The sequence below is a fragment of the Streptomyces sp. genome (assembly GCF_031181555.1).
Classification (GTDB): Bacteria; Actinomycetota; Actinomycetes; order Streptomycetales; family Streptomycetaceae; genus Streptomyces; species Streptomyces fimbriatus.
This window is the reverse complement of record NZ_JAPSKQ010000019.1, coordinates 22668-40104: the sequence shown is the minus strand read 5'-3', so window position 1 is coordinate 40104 and position 17437 is coordinate 22668. Positions and strand designations below refer to the sequence as shown.

Below are 17437 nucleotides of genomic sequence, written 5' to 3'. Positions count from 1 at the left end.
GTGGGCAGGTGGCCGTCGCTTGATCGGCGCAGCACCGACGAGGGAGAGACGATGCAACCGTTCGCGCTCAACTACGCACGTCCGGCAGCGGAGTTGGCGGTTGCCACTCCGTATGTGTATGACTCCGGACTGCAGTTGAACGTACTCGTCGACGGGCGGATCGCGGCCTGCGACCACGCGCTGTTGCGCGAGGTGGGGACCACGACGTCCACCGCGGGCTCCAAGACCCACTTCGACGACTGAACGCGGACCGTAGACGATGACCGTGCTGATCCTCACCTGTGAGGAGGATGTGACCGCCGACATGGTGGTCGTGCATCTGAACGGCTCGGGGGTGCCGGTGGTCCGCTTCGATCCCGCCGATCTGACCGACGGCGTCTCGCTGTCCGGCGAGTTCGTCCACGGCCGCTTCCGCGGCCATCTGTCCGCCGGGGGGCGACTGGTGAGCCTCAACGGACTGCGGTCCGTGTGGGTGCGCCGACCGGGCATCCCGGCCGGGCGGGCGGCCCAGCCGTCCGCGTGGCTGACCGAGGAGGCCTCACAGGCGCTCTACGGCATGCTGCGTGGGTGCGACGCGCGCTGGATGAACCATCCGGACGCGGCCCGGCAGGCCCGCCACAAGCCGTGGCAGCTGCGTCTGGCCCAACGGTGCGGCCTGCCCGTGCCCGCCACGGTGATCACCACGTTTCCGCGCGCCGCCCGGGAGTTCGCGGAGCGCTTCCCGGACCTGGTGGTCAAACCGGTGTCGGGGGCGCATCCGCAGGATCCGCCGCGGGCGGTGCCGACCAGCCGGGTGGCGCCGGACACGGACTTCTCCGCCGTCGCGTTCGGGCCGACGCTGCTCCAGCGGCGGATCGCCAAGCGGGCCGACATCCGGCTCACCGTGGTGGGTGAGCGGTTGCTGGCCGCCCGCAAGGCGGCGGCACCGGACGCGGACCCGGTGGAGGTGGACGTGCGGTTCGCCGCCCCCGGGGCGCCTTGGGAGCCGGTCGAGGTCCCACCGCGCACCGCCGACGCCGTTCGCGCGTACATACGGGGGGCCGAACTGGCGTACGGTGCTTTCGACTTCGCCGAGGACGCCGACGGGACGTGGTGGTTCCTGGAGTGCAACCAGTCGGGGCAGTTCGGGTTCGTGGAGGTGGAGACGGGACAGCCGATCGCGCGGACCATCGCCGAGTGGCTGTCCCGCCCCGTTCCCGCGACGGCTTCGGAGGTCGACGGGGTGAGCAGCACGCTGCGGTGAGGGACCGCCGGCCCTCGGCCGCGTCGGCCGCGGACCCGCGGTCAGTGCGACCGCGGTCCGGGCAGCAGGGCGGTGCGCTGCCATCCGTTGCCCGGGGACTGCGGCCGGTCGAGGCCCGGGGCGTAACCGGGGGACTGCAGGGGCCGCATGACCAGCTCCAGCTCCCTGCTCACGCGTTCGGCCTCGCGGCGGACCTGTGCGGGCACGTCGCCGCACTCCGCGATGAGTCGGTCGTAGATGGGGGAATCCTGGAACACCCGACAACGTGCCTTTCTGCTCGTCGGCCCCGACGCGGGGACGCGACTGCCGAGTGTAGGCGCCCATCCACCGTGACGTGGCAGTTCCTCCGCACGACGTGAAGCGGAACCGGCATTTCACGTATGCCTCACTCAAGGCGCACACCTTCTCTTCCAGGTGATTCAGGCGCCCGTCGTGGAACCGGGGCGGACGATCATCAGGACCGTGACGATGGCCCACAGCAGATTGAACACCCCGGTGAACATGGCCAGTTGAACCGTACTGTGCCGGTCGACGGGCCGATTCCCGTTCAGCTGCCCGATGAGTTCGTCCTGGCGAGGCAGCACGAAGGCGAGCAGGACACCGGCGGCCGCCGCGGTCAGGGCGATCGACGTGACGAGCCAGCCGTCGCCCAGGACCCCCATCGCCAGGGCCGTGGCGAGTCCGAAGAGGGGTACCACGACCCCGACGCGGGCGTAGACCCGGCAGATGCGGTGGAGCAGCGCGACGGTGGTCACCGCGGTGGCGACGGATCCGCCGCCGCCGGCCGGGACCGCCGCCCGGCGCACGGCCGGCGGGAACATGCTCGCCGCGACGGTCACGGGACCGATGGCGACGATGGCGGCCAGAACGTGGAGGGACAGCAGGAACTTGGTCACCGGGACCCTTTCCATGGTGCGATCAGCAAGGGCGGGCTCACGTTAGGACGCCCGCCGGATGCTCCCCCAGAGGCTGAAACGACAGGTTTCCACGGATTCTCGCCAACACCGCCGACCGGTGCTTTCCGCACCTCGCCCTGTGATGCCCCGGCTCCTGCGGGTGGCGGGAACCCGCCTATCGTGGCGGTCATGCACTCCGTGGTGATTCTGCTTCTCGACCGGGTCGTGCCGTTCGACATGGCGGCGCCCATGCAGACCTTCGACTGGACGCGGCTGCCCGACGGCCGGCGTCCCTACCGGGTCCGCCTGTGCGCCGAGACGCCGGAGGTGCCCGCGGACGGCGGTCTGACCCTGCGCGTCGACCGGGGGCTGGAGGCGCTGGCGGACGCCGACACGGTCATCGTCCCGGGGCGCGCCGAAGACGCCCCGCCGCTCTCGCCCGCCGTGCTCGCGGCGCTGCGCCGGGCGGCCGAGGCCGGCACCCGCATCGCCTCGGTGTGCGTGGGCGCCTTCGTGCTGGCGGAGGCCGGACTGCTGGACGGGCTCCGCGCCACCACCCACTGGGTGGCCGCCGAGAAGCTCGCCACCGCCTTTCCGCTCGTCGAGGTGCAGCCGGACGTGCTGTACGTCGACAACGGCCAGATCCTCACCTCGGCGGGCGCCGCCGCCGCGCTGGACATGTGCCTGCACATGATCCGCCGGGATCTGGGCTCGGTCGTGGCCGCGAACGCGGCCCGGATGTCGGTCATGCCGCTGGAACGGGAGGGCGGCCAGGCCCAGTTCATCGTGCACGAGCATCCGCCCGTGCCCCGCGGCTCGGACCTGGAACCCCTGCTGGACTGGATCGAGGACAACCTGGCGCACGAGGTCACGCTCGCCGCCATGGCGGCACGCGCCGGGATGAGCGAGCGCACCTTCAGCCGCCGTTTCCGCGAGCAGACGGGCACCACGCCGTTGCAGTGGCTGCTGCGGGCGCGGGTCAGACGCGCCCAGTACCTGCTGGAGAACAGCGACCACACCGTCGAACGGATCGGCCGGCAGGCCGGGTTCGGATCGCCCACGGCATTCCGTGAGCGGTTCCGCAAGGTGGTGGGCACCACGCCGTACGCCTACCGCTCGGCGTTCCACGGCGGGCGCACCGCCCCGCAACGGACCCATGTCCGGTCGGCGACCGGTCACTGACCGGTTCGGGGGATCCAGGGCACGGGCCCCGGCGGAGGCGCGAGACCGCTCGCGTTTCCGCCGGGGCCCCGGGACACGACGTCGGGGCCGGGTCCGTGGCGGACGGAATCAGACGGCCAGGGACAGGCCGCTCTCCCCGTCCGGGTCCGCGGTGCGGCCGGCCGCGGGCCACCGCTGCGCGAGCAGGTCGTCCGCCCGTGCGATGGCGTCGTGGATGCTGGACGTTCCCGTCATCACGCAGAGCGTGTAGCTGACGTCCTCCAGTTCGCGTGCCGCCGCCGGCGAGTGCCTCTCCGCCTGAGCGATCTGCAGCATCGCGTACCGCGTCAGCAGCCCTCTGACGACCTTCGGGTCCGGTACGAGCACGAAGCACCCCTCTCTGGTTTTCGCTGCGTATGCCCGAACCGTGCGGAAGCACTCCCCCCTTGTGCTCAACTGGTCGGAATTGACCAAAAACTTTCGTCTGCCGACCGGCCGTCAGGCCACCTGACCGCTGTGCAGCGCCGTGTACGCCCCGCCCCGCCGCATGAGTTCCTCGTGGGTGCCGATCTCCTGGATCCGGCCCTCCCCCATGACCACGATCCGGTCGGCACCGCGCACGGTGGACAGCCGGTGCGCCACGACGAACGTGGTGCGCCCCCGCAGCAGCCGGGCGAGCGCCTCCTGCACCAGCGCCTCCGAACGGGTGTCCAGTGCGGACGTCGCCTCGTCCAGCACCAGCACCTTGGGGTCCCTGATCAGGGCGCGGGCGATGGCGAGGCGCTGCCGCTGCCCGCCGGACAGCCGTGCGCCCCGCTCCCCGACCACGGTGTCGAGGCCCTGCGGCAGCCGGTCGACGAACTCCAGCGCGTTGGCGTCCCGCAGTGCGGCCCGCACCGTCGCCTCGTCGGCGTCGTCCATGCCGTAGGCGACGTTCTCCCGGACCGTGCCGTCGAACAGGATCGACTCCTGGGGCACGACCGACAGAAAGCGCCGGTAGGTGCGCAGGTCGAGGCTGCTCATGTCGGTCCCGTCGAGCAGCAGCCGGCCGGAGGTCGGGCGGATGAAGCCGATGACGAGGTTCAGCACGGTGGACTTTCCCGCCCCGGAGGCGCCCACGAGGGCGATGGTCTCGCCGGGCGCGACGTCGAGGGTGAAGTCGCGCACCGCGGGTCGCCCGTCCGTCTCGTACGTGTGGCCGACCCCCTCGAAGGTGATCGCGCCGCGCAGTGCGGTGAGCTCCGCCTTGCCCTCGTTGTCCTCCAGTTCGGGCGCCTGGAGGACTTCACCGACCGAGCGGACGGACTCCAGTCCCTTGGTGATGACCGGGGCCAGCCCGGCGAGCGTGGTCGTCGAGTTGGTGAGCGTGGTCAGGAAGGCGCTGAGCATCACGACGTCGCCGGCGGTGACGCCCCAGACGTCGTAGTACGAGATGAGCGCCGCGCCGGCCAGCACCAGCACGCCCACCACGTTGAGGACGACCCAGGCCAGCGAGCCGAACCGGCCGTTGACCAGGTCCAGGCGTATCCCGGAGGTGAGCAGCCGTTCCAGGGTGCCGTTCATCCGGCGCAGGGCCTTGCCCTCCAGCCCGTGGGCGCGGGTGACCGGGATGAGCCGGGTCATCTCCGTGACGCGGGAGGACAGGGCCTCCACCTCGTGGCGGAAGTGCTCGTTGTGGGTGCGCAGCCGCGCCCTGAGCCGGGCGATGAGCAGGGCCGCGGCGGGCACGACGATCAGGAAGACGGGAAGGAACTCCGGGGTGCGGACGGCGATGATGACGAGTCCGCCGATGAGCACGGTGCTCGCGCCGAGCCCGGTCTCCGCGGTCTGCTGCACCATCTGCTCGACGGTCTCCACGTCCCGGACGACCTTGGCCTGGAGCACACCCGCGCTGACGCGGGAGTGGTAGCCGATGGAGAGTTGCTGCATGCGCGTGCACAGGGCGGAGCGCAGGGCGGTGCCCATGCGGCGGACGCTGCCGTAGAGGAGACGGACGTACAGGACGTGCAGCGGGTAGTTGACCAGCAGGATGACCATGATGATGCCGGTGCTGGTCCAGAGCCGGGATATCGGCTGGTGCTGCACGACGGTGTCGATGATGGACGCGGTGATCAGCGGCAGCAGCCAGACGGGGCTGTGCTTGACCGTGAAGACGCCGACGGCGGCCGCCAGCCGGCCGCGGTCGGCGCGGAACAGGTAGGCGAGGGTACGGATCGGATGCTCGCCCCGGTAACGGTGGTCGAGCGGTCTTTCCAGTGACGACGCCATCGGTGGTGGTCCTCCCCTGTGAGCCGGTGAATCGGTGAGCCGTCATGCGGCAAGCGCTTTCCCCCAGACGGGTGCCGCGCGGGCGGAGCCGGCCTCAGGCCGCGTCCGGCTCCGCGACCTCGTCGGCCGTGAGCACGAGGTCGGCGGCGCCCGTCGCGTCACGAACGGACTGCGGCCGGCTCGCCCCCGGAATCGGCACGACCACCGGTGACCTGGCGGGCGTCCAGGCCAGGCACATCCGGTGCGGACTCACACGGTGCGCCTCGGCGATCCGCGCGAACGGGGCGTACGCCGAGCCCGGTTCGCCGGCCCGGGAGATGCCGCCGAAGGGGCTCCGGGGCAGGAACGCAACGCCGAGTCCGTCGCACAGTTCCGGCTCCGGCCCGCTGGAGCGGAAGGCCGGGGAGAACTGGTTCTGCACGCAGGCCGACCGCCCGCCGAGGATCCCGCCGGCGCCCCGGTGGCAGGCGTCCGCGGTGTCGATCAGTGTGACGCCGGCGTCCGGCGCGGCGTGGAGGCCGGCGAGGGAGCGGGCCTCGTCCGGCCTCCCCTCGATCGACATGGGCATGGCACCCAGACCGATCGCGCTGGCCTCGACGTCACCGATGCGGCGGGTGTGCATGTACGCGTGACCTCTTCCGGCTGTCGCCCGGCTGTCCTGAAAGCGGTTCCAGCCTGGTCGTCGGAGAGCCGGAAATCCAATAGAAGAAAGCGAACGCATTCAGCAGATCCGACGCTGAATCGAGCCCGGCCGGTCTCCGGGCCGTCTCCCCGCCGCGTCCTCACCACCGCGCCGTCCGCCGGAACTCCCGTGGTGGCGGGCTCCCTTGTCCGCGGGGTTGGTCGCGGCCCGGGCCGGTGTGACACGCTCGGGTCCGGGCCGTGGCCGGAGCAGACCGGTGGCGGCGGACGCGTCAGCGGGAGGGCGGCGGCATGCGGATCGGACTGCTGGGCACCGGGCCATGGGCGCAGATGGCGCACGCCCCCGCGCTGAGCGGGCACCGGGACCTCGACTTCGCCGGGGTGTGGGGACGCCGCCGCGAGGCGGCCGAGGAACTCGCCGACCGGTACGGCACCCGGGCGTACGACGACGTCGACGCGCTGTTCGCCGACGTGGACGCCGTCGCCGTCGCGCTGCCACCGGGCGTGCAGGCGGAACTCGCGGCGCGCGCGGCGCGGGCCGGCTGCCACCTGCTGCTGGACAAGCCGCTCGCCCCGACGGTGGCGCAGGGGCGCACGGTGGTCGAGGCGGCCGAGGAGGCCCGGGTCGCCTCGGTGGTCTTCTTCACCACCCGCTTCCAGCCCGGGCCGGAGGCCTGGATCGCCGAACAGGCGGCCCTGGGCGGCTGGTTCACCGGACGCGCGCAGTGGCTCGGGGCGGTGTTCACCTCCGACGGCAACCCCTTCGCGGCCTCGCCGTGGCGACGGGAGAAGGGCGCCCTGTGGGACGTCGGCCCGCACGCCCTGTCCGTCCTGCTGCCGGTGCTCGGCGACGCCCGGCGGGTGACGGCGGCGGCGTACGGTCCGGGGGACACCGTCCATCTCGTCCTCGACCACGCGAGCGGCGCGTCGAGCACCCTGACCCTGAGCCTGACCGCGCCCCCGGCCGCGGCCGGCGCCACGGTGGAACTGCGCGGCGCATCCGGCGTCACGCTCCTCCCGGAGGACTCCGAGGGGGTGGTCCCCGCCCTCACCCGAGCCGCGGACGCCCTCCTCACCGCCGCCGGCACGGGCACTCCCCACCCCTGCGACGCGGCGTTCGCCCTCCGGGTCACGGACGTCCTGGCCACCGCGGAGACGCTGCTGCGCGGCGGTGCGCGCTAGCGCCGAGGCGGCCATGGAGCGCTCTCTTCACGGCAGCGGTCCGGCGTCTGCTTAAGAGGCCCTTAAGAGGTGGTTAAGCAGTCGTAGGACTCTCGCGCTCCTCTCAAGTAGCCGCAGGTCAGAGCGCGTTGGGGACAAGTCGGACCCGTTGGCGGGGGTCGTTCCGGTCCGTACCATCGAAAGCCGCGCGCCGGTTCCGACGTACGGCCTGAGAGCGCTCTCACCCCCTTGTCGCGGGAGTGCGCCTCCCGGGACCTCCCCCCACGTCGGGCGGCGCGGACAGGAACCCGCACGAGTACTCCAGGAGACCCCCCACATGACTCCTCGTCATCAGCGCACCGTCGGCCGTCGCAAGGTCCTCTTCGCCCTCGGCGGAGCCGCCGTGGCCGCGCCCGCGGCGGCCGTGCTCGCTCCGCACGCGCTCGCGGGGACGTCCGCGGCCGAGAAGGACGCCTCGGCCGCGGCGGGACCGCTGCCGCTGACGATCGTCAACAACAGCGGTTCCTTCGGCAACGCGAGCGTGCACCTCTACATCGTGGGCAACCAGGACGGCCGGCAGGTCCGGGTCACCCCCGAGGGCACCCTCGCCCCGGTCGCCCTGTCGGACAACGGTCCCGACGGCTTCACCGACTACGCGATCGGTCTGGCCGGCAGCGGCGAGACCCGGCTGTCGCTCCCGTACATGTCCGGCCGGATCTACGTGTCCCTCGGCGCGAAGCTCAAGTTCAAGGTCGTCGCGGACGGCAACGGCAACCCCGCGCTGCAGTACCCGGCCGGCTGGGTCGCCTCGGACCCCAATTACGGCGTGCTGCACGACTGTGCGGAGTTCACGTACAACTCCTCGGGCATGTTCTGCAACACCACGATGGTCGACATGTTCAGCGTGCCGCTGAGCATCCGGCTCACCGGGTCCAGGGACCAGACGACGGGCACGGTGCGCGAGGGGGGCCGCGCGGCCGCGTTCGCCGCCGTCCGGCAGGTGGAGGCGTTCTCGCGGCTCGTCGTGGACGACACCCGGATCATCGCCCCCGGTCACGGGCTGGACGCCGGTCTGTTCGCCGGGGACTACCTCGCCCCGTACATCGACGAGGTGTGGAGCACCTACACCGGCCGGGACCTCAAGGTCACCACCAACGCCGGTACCTTCACCGGCCGGGTGCGCGGCGACCGGTTCACCTTCGACGGGCCCGCCCAGGTCTCCTTCGGCAAGCCGTCCACGCGGGACGTCCTCTTCTGCGACGGAGCCCTCGCCGCCCCCAACGACGGCACGACCGGGCCGGTCGCCGCCGTGCTCGGCGCCGGCTTCAACCGTTCGACGCTGCTCAGCCACCCCGACCAGCCGACGGCCGACGCCTCGGTCTTCTACCGGACGGAACTCACCAACCACTACTCCAAGGCCGTGCACGCCGCCACCGAGGACGGCAAGGCGTACGGCTTCGCCTTCGACGACGTGGCCGACTTCGCCTCGTACATCCAGGACACGGCCCCCACGGGCCTGCGGCTGACGCTGACGCCCTTCTGAGCCGCCGCACCGGGACGAGGACCGGCCCCGGGGCGGGCGGGGTCCGGGGCGGTACCGCCCCGGCGTACGGGACGGCGTCACGGCGCCCGCGCCGGGGCAGGTTTCCCGCGGGCCCGGGAAGGTACCCCGGCATGCATGAGGAGCGGCCCCTCACCGCGGTGCCCCGTGCGCTCCGGATGCACGGTGGGCTCCCGCGTTGAATGGTGATATCGGACCCGATGACAGCACCGGGGCCGCAACAGCGATCCGGACCCGAGGAGCCAGAAGATGTCGACGTCCCAGCCCGAGGACCGCACCACCCCGGACAATCTGCTCCACACCCGCACCGGCACCGATGTGTCGCCGGAGGACCTGGTCCTTGCCTCGGGCAAGGACCTCACCCCGCAGAACCTCGAATGGGCCAAGCGGAAGCTGGCCGAGGAGGGGCCCGCCGCCGTGGACAAGATCCTTCCCTGAGCTTCGCGGAACGGCGTCGCCGCCGGTCCGGTGCGCGTGTGCACCGGACCGGCGGCGACGTCTTTTCGGAAGCGGGCGGGCCCGCGGCAGGCCGTCAGGTTCCGTCCCGGTCCTCGGGCAGCACCGTCTCGTCCTCGACGACGTGCACCGCGGCCTCCTCCGCGCCCGCGGCCCCCGCGTCGACGCCCACGTCCTCGGCGACGCTCTCCTTCGTGGTGTCGGTACGGACGCCCTCGTCCGGGGCGACCAGCCGTCCGGCACGGTCGGTGCCCGCCTCCGGGTCGACCGGCTCGCCCTCGCCCCCGGGGAGGTCGCCCACGTCGTCGCCCTCGGGGGCGGACGTGTCGGGCACCTCCTGGGCCAGCCGCTGGTCCAGGGTCTCCCCGTCGTGCTGTTCGGCGGCCGTGGTGCCGTGCTTGGTGACACCGAGCGGTTTCTCCGGCGGGGAGTAGCCCTCGTCGAGGGTGTCGTCGTAGGTCCGTTCGCCGACGGCGTCCTGCATGTCGAGCGGCGCGGCGTCCTCCTGCTCCTCGTTGCTCCCGGTGGGCTGGTAGACGTCGTCCCCCATCGGTTCGGTGCCCATGAGACTTCCTCCTGTCACGCTGCGTCGGCTCGTTCGTCCCGGGTGTCAGATCCGCGTTTCCCGTCACGCGATCTCTAACCCCGCGAACGCGTCGGGTGACAGGGCACGGCCCGGACGGCGGGCGCGGTCACACGGGCGCGTTCGGCCCGTCCGGCCGGATCCGACGCCGTTCGACCATCTCGAGGCTCAGCCGCCGGGTCTCGGCCTCGGTGAGCCGCTGGTAACCGTCCTCGTCGACGACCGACACGACCGGGAAGATGCGGCGGGCCAGGTCCGGGCCACCGGTCGCGGAGTCGTCCTCGGCCGCGTCGTAGAGCGCCTGCAGGGCGGCCAGGGCCGCCTCGTCGCGGGACATCCCCGGTCGGTGGAGTTTCTTGAGCGCGCCCCTGGCGTACGGGGACCCGGAGCCCTCCGCGTGGAAGCCGGACTTCTCGTAGCGGCCGCCGGCGGCGTCGAAGGAGAAGATGCGGCCCCGCCCTCCTCCGGGAGCGGCGGTGTCGTAGCCGGCGAGGAGCGGCACGACGGCGAGGCCCTGCATGGCCAGGCCGAGGTTCTGGCGGATCATCGCGGCCAGCCGGGTCGCCTTGGCTGCGAGGGTCATGGGAATGCCCTCGATCTTCTCGAAGTGCGCGAGCTCGACCTGGTAGAGCTTGATCATGTCCAGGGCGAGGCCCACGGAGCCGGCGATCGCGATCGCGGTGTGGTCGTCCGCGGGCAGCACCTTCTCCAGATCGCGCTGTGCGATCAGGTTGCCCGCCGTGGCCCTGCGGTCACCGGCGACGAGGACGCCGTCGCGGTAGGTGAGGGCGAGGATCGTGGTGCCGTGCGGCACCTCGGTGGCGGGGACGCCGTCGGGCAGGGTGCGCGGGCCCAGCAGCTCGGGGCGGTGGGCCGCCAGGAACTCGGTGAACGACGAGGTTCCCGGTGCGAAGAACTCCTCCCCCAGCCGTCCTTCGTGATCGCTCACCGCCATGCCGCTCCCCCCTCGCCGCTCGTCCGCGCCCCGACAACCGACTCCTACCTGGACCGGGCCGGCGGGAAACCCCCGGTGCCGCCCGCGTCCGTCATCCGGAGCCGTCCGTCCGGGGTGCCGGGGCGATGCGGACCTCGAGGTCGCTGATCCGGTGGACGGGCCAGGGGCGGGCGTAGCGGGGCGGTGTGCCGCCCGGGCCGGTGAGCGTGGCGACCGGGATGCGGTCCGCGGTGCTCAGGATCTCCCCCACCGTGGTGTTCTCGTTGTTCCCGGCGGTGGATCCGGAGGAGCAGCCGGTGTAGTAGCCGATCGGGATGGCCTCGTGCCCGGTGATCAGACAGGGCGGGCGGACACCGAGCCGGTGCAGCGCGTCGGCGGTGCGGGCCCAGTCGCGGCGGCTGTCGATGTTGCGGTCCACGGTGTGCACCAGGACCGCCAGCTGCACCGCCAGATGGCCGGCCAGCCCCAGCGCGACCAGGGCCGTGACGGCCGGCCGCCACCTCCCCCGCGGTGTTCGGACGAGGTGCCACAGCGCGTCGGCGACCGGGAGGGCGAGCAGGGCGTAGGCGGGCTGGAGGAAGCGGGGTGCCGCGTACCCGATCATGAACAGGTACGGAAGGGCGGCGGTGGTGGCGCAGGCCAGCGGCAGCAGGGTGGGCAGGGTGCGCCGGGACCGTACCGCGACGATCAGACCGAGCACGGCGAGCAGCGGCAGGACGAACCACCACAGGGTGATCACGGGGTGGGGCATCGACCCGGTGCACGGCCGGCACAGGGCGCGCCCGCCCAGGCTGCGCAGCTGGTCGTCGACGGCGATCTGCCAGCCCAGCCCGCCCTGGATGCGGGAGGCCTCGGCCAGCCGCTCCGCCAGGCCGCCGAATCCGGCGTAGGCCTCGATCACCCACTCGGCCCCTCCCGCCACGAGGCCGCCCACGAGGGCGAGCAGGAGCCGCCAGTGCCGCTGCGCCAGGGCGAGGACGAACAGCGGGGCCGTCACCCAGACGGCGTCGGTGGGCCGCATCCACGCCATGAGCGCGGCCCCCGCCACCACGCCCCACAGCGCCCCGCGCCCCGAGCCGTCCGCGCGGTGCCGCAGGAAACAGCCGACGGCGATCAGGGCGCCGATGGCGACCCAGTAGTTGGGCATGGCCTGGGGGCCGTAGAAGAGGGTCACCCACAGGGAGGCGAAGAAGGCGCCCGCCGTGACCAGGACCCGGGTCGGGAACAGACCGCGCCAGGCGCGCAGGGCCAGGTAGAGGGCGAGGCCGGACAGCAGGGCGAGGTAGACGCGCAGCAGCACCGTGGAGGAGGACCAGGACGCGACGGGCGCCACCAGCAGGGAGACGCCCCGGGAGCGGGGGGCGCTGAAGAAGGCGGCCGGGTGGTGGGAGGTGACCTGGCTGACGTAGACGATCTCGTCCCAGCCCAGGCCCAGCACCGGGCGGACCAGGAGGAGCTGGGCGAGGGTGAAGACGGCGGCCACCGCCGCGAGCGGTCGGGTGCCGCGCGCCCGCCGGGCCGCGCCCGACGCGGAATCCTGCCCGCGTCGCCGCGCGCCGACGAGGAGGGCACCGGTGCCGTCGGTCATCGTTCGTCCCTTGTTCCCGCGCCTCATGTGTCCCGGGTTCCACGGACCGCCGGGCCCAAGGACCCGGCGGTGAAGGAGATCCGGATTTCGGAAAACAAGGTCAAACTAACCCGCGCGGGACGGGCGGGCAGGGTGGAATACGGCCAACTGCCTGATCCGCCCCGCCGCCCGTCAGTGGGGGTGCGGGGCGCGGTGCGGGGGCTGCTCGGGAGCCGGGCGCGGCCGGGGCGGGGGCACGGGGTGCTCGACGGGGACGTCCTCGCGCACGGTCAGCTCGGTCCCGTGGTGACGGATGGTCAGCGGCGGGCCGGAGCGCAGCGTGTACGCGGCCCGGTCCGCGGTGATCTCCACACGCAGGCACCGGCCGAGGAACCGCAGGGTGAAGGCCAGGCGGCGCAGCCTCGGCGGCAGCCGCGGGGTGAACCGGAGGCCGCCGTCGTCCCAGCGCATGCCGCCGAACCCGGCGACCAGCGCCGTCCAGGTGCCGGCCAGGGAGGCGATGTGCAGTCCGTCGCGGGTGTTGTGCTCCAGGTCGGCGAGGTCCATGAGGGCGGCCTCGGCCGTGTAGGCGTGGGCCAGCTCCAGGTGCCCGGTGCGGGCGGCGAGGACGGCCTGGACACAGGCCGACAGTGAGGAGTCGCGTACGGTCAGCGGCTCGTAGTAGGCGAAGTTGCGGGCGATCTGTTCCTCGTCGAAGAGCTCCTCGAACCAGCCCGCGCAGGTGTGCATCGCCAGCACCAGGTCGGCCTGTTTGACCACCTGTTTGCGGTAGAGGTCGAAGTAGGGGAAGTGCAGCATCAGCGGGTACTGCTCGGGGCGGGTGCCGGCGAAGTCCCAGCGCTGGTAGCGGGTGAACCCGGCGTGCTGCTCGTGGACGCCGAGTTCGTCGTTGTAGGGGATGTGCACGGCCTCGGCCGCGTCCCGCCAGCCGGCGCTCTCCTCCTCGTCGACGCCGAGCTCCGCCGCCCGGTCGGGATGGCGTTTGCAGGCGTCGGCGGCGGCCAGCAGGTTCGCGCGGGCCATCAGGTTGGTGTACGTGTTGTCGTCGGCGACGGCGCTGTACTCGTCCGGCCCGGTGACGCCGTCGATGTGGAAGGCGCCCCGGCCGTCGTGGTGGCCGAGGGAGCGCCAGAGGCGGGCGGTCTCCACCAGCAGCTCCACACCGGTGTCGTGCTCGAAGCGCTCGTCGCCGGTGGCCTGGACGTAGCGCACGACGGCGTCGGCGATGTCGGCGTTGACGTGGAAGGCGGCGGTGCCGGCCGGCCAGTACGCGGAGCCCTCCGAGCCCTCGATGGTGCGCCAGGGGAACGCCGCGCCGCGCAGGCCGAGTTGGGCGGCGCGCTCGCGGGCGGCGGGCAGGGTGGACTGCCGCCAGCGCAGTGCCTCGGCGGCGGCACCCGGCACGGTGCAGACCAGCAGGGGCAGTACGAAGACCTCGGTGTCCCAGAAGGCGTGTCCGTCGTAGCCGGAGCCGGTCAGCCCCTTGGCCGGTATCGCGCGTCCTTCGGCGCGGGCACCGGCCTGCAGGACGTGGAAGAGGGCGAAGCGGACGGCCTGCTGGATCTCCTCGTCGCCGTCGACCTCGACGTCGGCCCGGGCCCAGAAGTCGTCGAGGTACGCCCGCTGTTCGTCGAGGAGTCCCTGCCAGCCGCTGTGCGCGGCCGCCGCCAGCGCGGCCTCCACCTGGTCGCTCATGGCGGGCCGGGAGCGGGCGCCGGACCAGCCGTGGGCGACGAGTTTCTCCACCCGAAGCCGCTGCCCGGGCTCCAGCACCGAGGTGACGGTCAGCCGGGCCACGTCCACGTTGCTCTCGCAGGCGGTCGTGGTCCGTTCGGGGCCGTCGACGACGTGGTCGGCGGCCACGGCGACCCTGAGGCCGCTGCGCCGGGTGCGGTGCACCAGGCGCAGCCGGTGGCCCTCGGCGAGGTCCTCCTCCGGTTCCAGCGGGGACTTCAGCGCGCGGGCGGCCCGCGGGTCGCCGTCCGGTCCGGGCAGGCTCTCGTTGGCGACCAGTTCGGACTGCACCACCACCCGCGTCCGGCGGTCGACGGGTTCCACCTCGTAGGTGACGGCGGCGATCGCCCGCTGGGTGAGGGAGACCAGCCGGGTGGAGCGGACGCGGACCGTGGACCCGGCCGGGGAGGACCACTCGCACACCCGCTCCAGCACGCCCCGGCGCAGGTCCAGGGTCCGCTCGTGGCGGACGAGCCGCCCGTAACGCAGGTCGAACGGCTCGTCGTCGACCAGCAGCCGCAGCACCTTGCCGTTGGTGACGTCGATGACCGTCTGGCCCGACTCCGGATAGCCGTAGCCGGCCTCGGCGTAGGGCAGCGGGTGCAGTTCGTACACGCCGTTGAGGTAGGAGCCGGGCAGGCCGTGCGGTTCGCCCTCGTCCAGGTTGCCGCGCCAGCCGACATGGCCGTTGGACAGCGCGAACACGGACTCGCTCTGCGCCAGGACGCCGAGGTCGAGGCTGTGTTCGCGCACGGTCCACGGCTCGACGGCGTACGCCCGCTGCGTGATCACTTCCCACCCCCGAGTTCGGCGAGGTCGGTCACGACCCGGTCGGCGCCGTGCGCGTACAGCGCGTCGGCCTGCCCCACCCGGTCCACGCCGACGACGTATCCGAAGTGCCCGGCGCGGCCCGCGTCCATGCCGGCCTGCGCGTCCTCGAACACCGCCGCCCGGGACGGCTCGACCCCGAGGTCCCGGGCGGCGGCGAGGAAGGTGTCGGGCTCCGGCTTGCCGGGCAGGCCGCGCTCGGCGGCGACCACCCCGTCGATCCGGACGTCGAAGAGGTCCTCGGCGCCGATCGAGCGCAGGACGTCACGGCAGTTGGCGCTGGAGGAGACGATCGCGGTGCGCAGTCCGCGGGCGCGGACCGCCTCGATGTAGCGCAGGGTGCCGTCGTAGGCCTTCACGCCGTCGGTGCGGATCTTCTCCAGCAGCAGTTCGTTCTTGCGGTTGCCGAGACCGTGCACGGTCCCGGCCTCGGGCGGGTCGCCGGGGGTTCCCTCGGGCAGCTCGATGCCGCGGGAGGCGAGGAAGGTACGGACGCCGTCGGCCCGCGGGCGGCCGTCGACGTACGCGTCGTAGTCGGTGTCGTCGAAGGGCCGGAAGTCCTCACCGTCCCGCTCGCGCAGGAAGGCGTCGAACGTCTCCTTCCAGGCGGCCGCGTGGACGACGGCCGTCTTCGTGACGACGCCGTCGAGGTCGAACAGGCAGGCGAGGATGTCGTCGGGCAGACCCAGATCCGTCATACAGGACACCCTTCCCCCTGCGGCACCGAACAGTGAGTGGCGCGGGCCACACGGCGGCAGGAGGCCGGCCTCCCCGGTGTCACACTCTCTCGTGTGGAACTGACCTTCGACGACCTTCTGAGCCGTGCCCGCTCCCTGGTGCGGGACGGCCGGCGCGCGATCCTCGGTATCGCCGGCAGCCCGGGATCGGGCAAGTCCACGCTCGCCGGGCGGCTGGTGCGGGAGCTGAACGGCACCGGGGAGCCCTGGGTCGCGCACGTCCCCATGGACGGCTTCCACCTCGCCGACGCCGAACTCGACCGCCTCGGCCGCCGCGACCGCAAGGGCGCCCCGGACACCTTCGACGCGGCCGGGTACGCGGCGCTGCTGCGGCGTCTGCGCGAGGAGGCGTACGACGACGTCGTGTACGCCCCCGGTTTCGAGCGGGTACTGGAGCAGCCGATCGCGGGAGCGGTCCCGGTACCGCCGGCCGCCCGGCTGGTGGTGACGGAGGGCAACTACCTGCTGCTGGAGACCGGTGCCTGGGCACGGGTCCGGCCGCAGTTGGACGAGGTGTGGTTCTGCTCCCTGGACGAGCGGGAGCGGGTACGGCGACTGGTCGCCCGGCACGAGGAGTTCGGCAAGAGCCACGAGGAGGCGGTCGCGTGGGTCCTGCGCACGGACCAGCCCAACGCCGAGCTGGTGGCCGCGACACGGCACCGGGCCGACCTCGTGGTGCCCCCGTCCGCGCTGCCGCGCGTGAACACCGGGGCGTAGGAGGTCCGGTGGGCGGAGGGGGTCCGTGCGTCCGGGCGCGTCCCGGCCACCGAAACCGGCTGGACGCGGACCGGCCCGGCACAGCAGGCTCTCGTCCATGATCAGAACAGCCACCGTCCACGACGTCGCCGAGATCCACACGATGATCCGCGAACTCGCCGCCTACGAGAAGGCCGCCGAGCAGGCCCGTGCCACCGAGGAACAGCTCCGTGCGGCGCTGTTCGGCGAGCACCCCGCCGCCTCCGTCCTGATCGCCGAGGACGACACGACCGGTGCCGTCGCGGGGTTCGCGCTGTGGTTCCCGCGCTTCTCGACCTGGACCGGCACGCGCGGCATGCATCTGGAGGACCTCTACGTACGCCCGCACACCCGGGGCGCCGGGCACGGCAGGGCACTGCTCGCCGCCCTGGCGGCGATCTGCCGGGAGAACGGCTTCGAGCGCTTCGAGTGGGTGGTGCTGGACTGGAACGAGCCGGCGATCGCCTTCTACAAGTCGCTGGGCGCGGAACTCCTGGAGGAATGGACGGTGTGCCGGCTGACCGGCGGCCCGCTCGGGGAACTCGCCGCACAGGCCCCGCCCGTGGCGCACCGGGCGCGGTGACGCCCGCCCCGCGTGCGTCGGTGCCGCCGATCCCCGCCGGGTGCCGCCCGGCGAGGTGCGCGGGGTACTGGTCGCGTCGGGCCCCGCGGCGGCCAGGGCGGCCGGACGGCCGGCCGAGTTGACCGACGGCAGCCGCCCGGTCGACGACGCGGACCGCTCGATCACGGTCCACCGGCGGTGGGTCCGGCCGCTACCGCCCGGCCCGCTGGAAGCCCTCGGCACTCACGTGCGGCATCACACTGCTCGTCACCCGGTAACGGCCGTCCGGCACGTCGCCGGACCGGCGGACGTGCACCGCGAGCGGGC

General features: G+C 72.9%; 18 protein-coding genes. 8 read left to right on the top strand and 10 right to left on the bottom strand.

What is annotated here, in order from left to right; translation table 11 throughout:
* Window positions 1–51: 51 nt before the first annotated feature.
* Window positions 52–243, top strand: a complete 192-nt coding sequence (gene tgmA / locus RIM90_RS06830) for a putative ATP-grasp-modified RiPP (protein ID WP_309059665.1) — start codon at window positions 52–54, stop codon at window positions 241–243.
* A gap of 16 nt (window positions 244–259) precedes the next feature.
* Window positions 260–1243, top strand: a complete 984-nt coding sequence (tgmB, locus tag RIM90_RS06825; protein ID WP_309059664.1) for an ATP-grasp ribosomal peptide maturase — start codon at window positions 260–262, stop codon at window positions 1241–1243.
* A 41-nt stretch (window positions 1244–1284) separates the two neighbouring features.
* Here tgmB and RIM90_RS06820 read toward each other — a convergent pair whose 3' ends face one another.
* A complete protein-coding gene (locus tag RIM90_RS06820; RefSeq protein WP_073934139.1) occupies window positions 1285–1500 on the bottom strand; it encodes a hypothetical protein in 216 nt (71 codons plus the stop codon).
* Window positions 1501–1662: 162 nt separating this feature from the next.
* Window positions 1663–2139 carry a hypothetical protein gene (locus RIM90_RS06815; protein ID WP_309059663.1) on the bottom strand — a complete coding sequence of 159 codons (477 nt, stop codon included), beginning with the start codon at window positions 2137–2139 and terminating at the stop codon, window positions 1663–1665.
* 189 nt (window positions 2140–2328) lie between these two features.
* Between RIM90_RS06815 and RIM90_RS06810 the strand changes: the two genes are divergently transcribed.
* Complete coding sequence (locus tag RIM90_RS06810) at window positions 2329–3321, top strand: helix-turn-helix domain-containing protein (protein ID WP_309059662.1); 993 nt, start codon at window positions 2329–2331, stop codon at window positions 3319–3321.
* 108 nt (window positions 3322–3429) lie between these two features.
* Here RIM90_RS06810 and RIM90_RS06805 read toward each other — a convergent pair whose 3' ends face one another.
* The 3 genes from RIM90_RS06805 to RIM90_RS06795 form a co-directional block, all read right to left on the bottom strand.
* Window positions 3430–3687, bottom strand: a complete 258-nt coding sequence (locus tag RIM90_RS06805; protein ID WP_309059661.1) for a DUF5133 domain-containing protein — start codon at window positions 3685–3687, stop codon at window positions 3430–3432.
* Between the two features lie 111 nt (window positions 3688–3798).
* Entirely contained in the window at window positions 3799–5568 is a 1770-nt protein-coding gene (locus RIM90_RS06800; RefSeq protein WP_309059660.1) for an ABC transporter ATP-binding protein, read from the bottom strand.
* Window positions 5569–5662: 94 nt separating this feature from the next.
* On the bottom strand, window positions 5663–6190 hold the full coding sequence (locus RIM90_RS06795) for an aldo/keto reductase (protein WP_309059659.1): 528 nt from the start codon (window positions 6188–6190) through the stop codon (window positions 5663–5665).
* A gap of 311 nt (window positions 6191–6501) precedes the next feature.
* Between RIM90_RS06795 and RIM90_RS06790 the strand changes: the two genes are divergently transcribed.
* The 3 genes from RIM90_RS06790 to RIM90_RS06780 all read left to right on the top strand — a co-directional run bounded on the left by RIM90_RS06790 (window position 6502) and on the right by RIM90_RS06780 (window position 9370).
* Window positions 6502–7392, top strand: a complete 891-nt coding sequence (locus tag RIM90_RS06790; protein WP_309059658.1) for a Gfo/Idh/MocA family oxidoreductase — start codon at window positions 6502–6504, stop codon at window positions 7390–7392.
* Window positions 7393–7708: 316 nt separating this feature from the next.
* A complete protein-coding gene (locus RIM90_RS06785; protein ID WP_309059657.1) occupies window positions 7709–8914 on the top strand; it encodes a glycoside hydrolase family 64 protein in 1206 nt (401 codons plus the stop codon).
* A gap of 267 nt (window positions 8915–9181) precedes the next feature.
* Entirely contained in the window at window positions 9182–9370 is a 189-nt protein-coding gene (locus tag RIM90_RS06780) for a hypothetical protein (RefSeq protein ID WP_309059656.1), read from the top strand.
* A gap of 94 nt (window positions 9371–9464) precedes the next feature.
* Here RIM90_RS06780 and RIM90_RS06775 read toward each other — a convergent pair whose 3' ends face one another.
* From RIM90_RS06775 to RIM90_RS06755, 5 genes are all read right to left on the bottom strand, one after another.
* The gene (locus RIM90_RS06775) at window positions 9465–9953 is read right to left on the bottom strand and encodes a DUF5709 domain-containing protein (RefSeq protein ID WP_309059655.1); all 489 of its coding nucleotides are present in this window, start codon (window positions 9951–9953) and stop codon (window positions 9465–9467) included.
* A 127-nt stretch (window positions 9954–10080) separates the two neighbouring features.
* On the bottom strand, window positions 10081–10926 hold the full coding sequence (gene prcB, locus RIM90_RS06770) for a proteasome subunit beta (protein ID WP_309059654.1): 846 nt from the start codon (window positions 10924–10926) through the stop codon (window positions 10081–10083).
* 91 nt (window positions 10927–11017) lie between these two features.
* Window positions 11018–12514, bottom strand: a complete 1497-nt coding sequence (locus RIM90_RS06765; RefSeq protein WP_309059653.1) for a hypothetical protein — start codon at window positions 12512–12514, stop codon at window positions 11018–11020.
* 171 nt (window positions 12515–12685) lie between these two features.
* Window positions 12686–15040 (bottom strand): glycosyl hydrolase family 65 protein, encoded by a 2355-nt coding sequence (locus RIM90_RS06760; protein ID WP_309059652.1) that lies wholly within the window; start codon window positions 15038–15040, stop codon window positions 12686–12688.
* A complete protein-coding gene (locus RIM90_RS06755) occupies window positions 15037–15774 on the bottom strand; it encodes a beta-phosphoglucomutase family hydrolase (protein ID WP_309059651.1) in 738 nt (245 codons plus the stop codon). The genes RIM90_RS06760 and RIM90_RS06755 overlap by 4 nt, the downstream gene beginning before the upstream one ends.
* A gap of 93 nt (window positions 15775–15867) precedes the next feature.
* Here RIM90_RS06755 and RIM90_RS06750 point away from each other — a divergent pair, with 93 nt between their 5' ends.
* Together RIM90_RS06750 and RIM90_RS06745 are read left to right on the top strand one after the other, a co-directional pair.
* The gene (locus tag RIM90_RS06750) at window positions 15868–16530 is read left to right on the top strand and encodes a nucleoside/nucleotide kinase family protein (RefSeq protein ID WP_309059650.1); all 663 of its coding nucleotides are present in this window, start codon (window positions 15868–15870) and stop codon (window positions 16528–16530) included.
* Between the two features lie 97 nt (window positions 16531–16627).
* Window positions 16628–17131, top strand: a complete 504-nt coding sequence (locus tag RIM90_RS06745; protein WP_309059649.1) for a GNAT family N-acetyltransferase — start codon at window positions 16628–16630, stop codon at window positions 17129–17131.
* Window positions 17132–17437 lie beyond the last annotated feature (306 nt).

Excerpts from the sequence above, each read along its gene's own strand:
- RIM90_RS06800 (WP_309059660.1), bottom strand. The coding sequence starts at position 5,568 with ATGGCGTCGTCACTGGAAAGACCGCTCGACCACCGTTACCGGGGCGAG.
- prcB (WP_309059654.1), bottom strand. The coding sequence starts at position 10,926 with ATGGCGGTGAGCGATCACGAAGGACGGCTGGGGGAGGAGTTCTTCGCA.
- RIM90_RS06795 (WP_309059659.1), bottom strand. The coding sequence starts at position 6,190 with ATGCACACCCGCCGCATCGGTGACGTCGAGGCCAGCGCGATCGGTCTG.
- RIM90_RS06785 (WP_309059657.1), top strand. The coding sequence starts at position 7,709 with ATGACTCCTCGTCATCAGCGCACCGTCGGCCGTCGCAAGGTCCTCTTC.
- RIM90_RS06775 (WP_309059655.1), bottom strand. The coding sequence starts at position 9,953 with ATGGGCACCGAACCGATGGGGGACGACGTCTACCAGCCCACCGGGAGC.
- RIM90_RS06780 (WP_309059656.1), top strand. The coding sequence starts at position 9,182 with ATGTCGACGTCCCAGCCCGAGGACCGCACCACCCCGGACAATCTGCTC.
- tgmB (WP_309059664.1), top strand. The coding sequence starts at position 260 with ATGACCGTGCTGATCCTCACCTGTGAGGAGGATGTGACCGCCGACATG.
- RIM90_RS06790 (WP_309059658.1), top strand. The coding sequence starts at position 6,502 with ATGCGGATCGGACTGCTGGGCACCGGGCCATGGGCGCAGATGGCGCAC.
- RIM90_RS06810 (WP_309059662.1), top strand. The coding sequence starts at position 2,329 with ATGCACTCCGTGGTGATTCTGCTTCTCGACCGGGTCGTGCCGTTCGAC.
- RIM90_RS06755 (WP_309059651.1), bottom strand. The coding sequence starts at position 15,774 with ATGACGGATCTGGGTCTGCCCGACGACATCCTCGCCTGCCTGTTCGAC.
- RIM90_RS06765 (WP_309059653.1), bottom strand. The coding sequence starts at position 12,514 with ATGACCGACGGCACCGGTGCCCTCCTCGTCGGCGCGCGGCGACGCGGG.
- tgmA (WP_309059665.1), top strand. The coding sequence starts at position 52 with ATGCAACCGTTCGCGCTCAACTACGCACGTCCGGCAGCGGAGTTGGCG.
- RIM90_RS06745 (WP_309059649.1), top strand. The coding sequence starts at position 16,628 with ATGATCAGAACAGCCACCGTCCACGACGTCGCCGAGATCCACACGATG.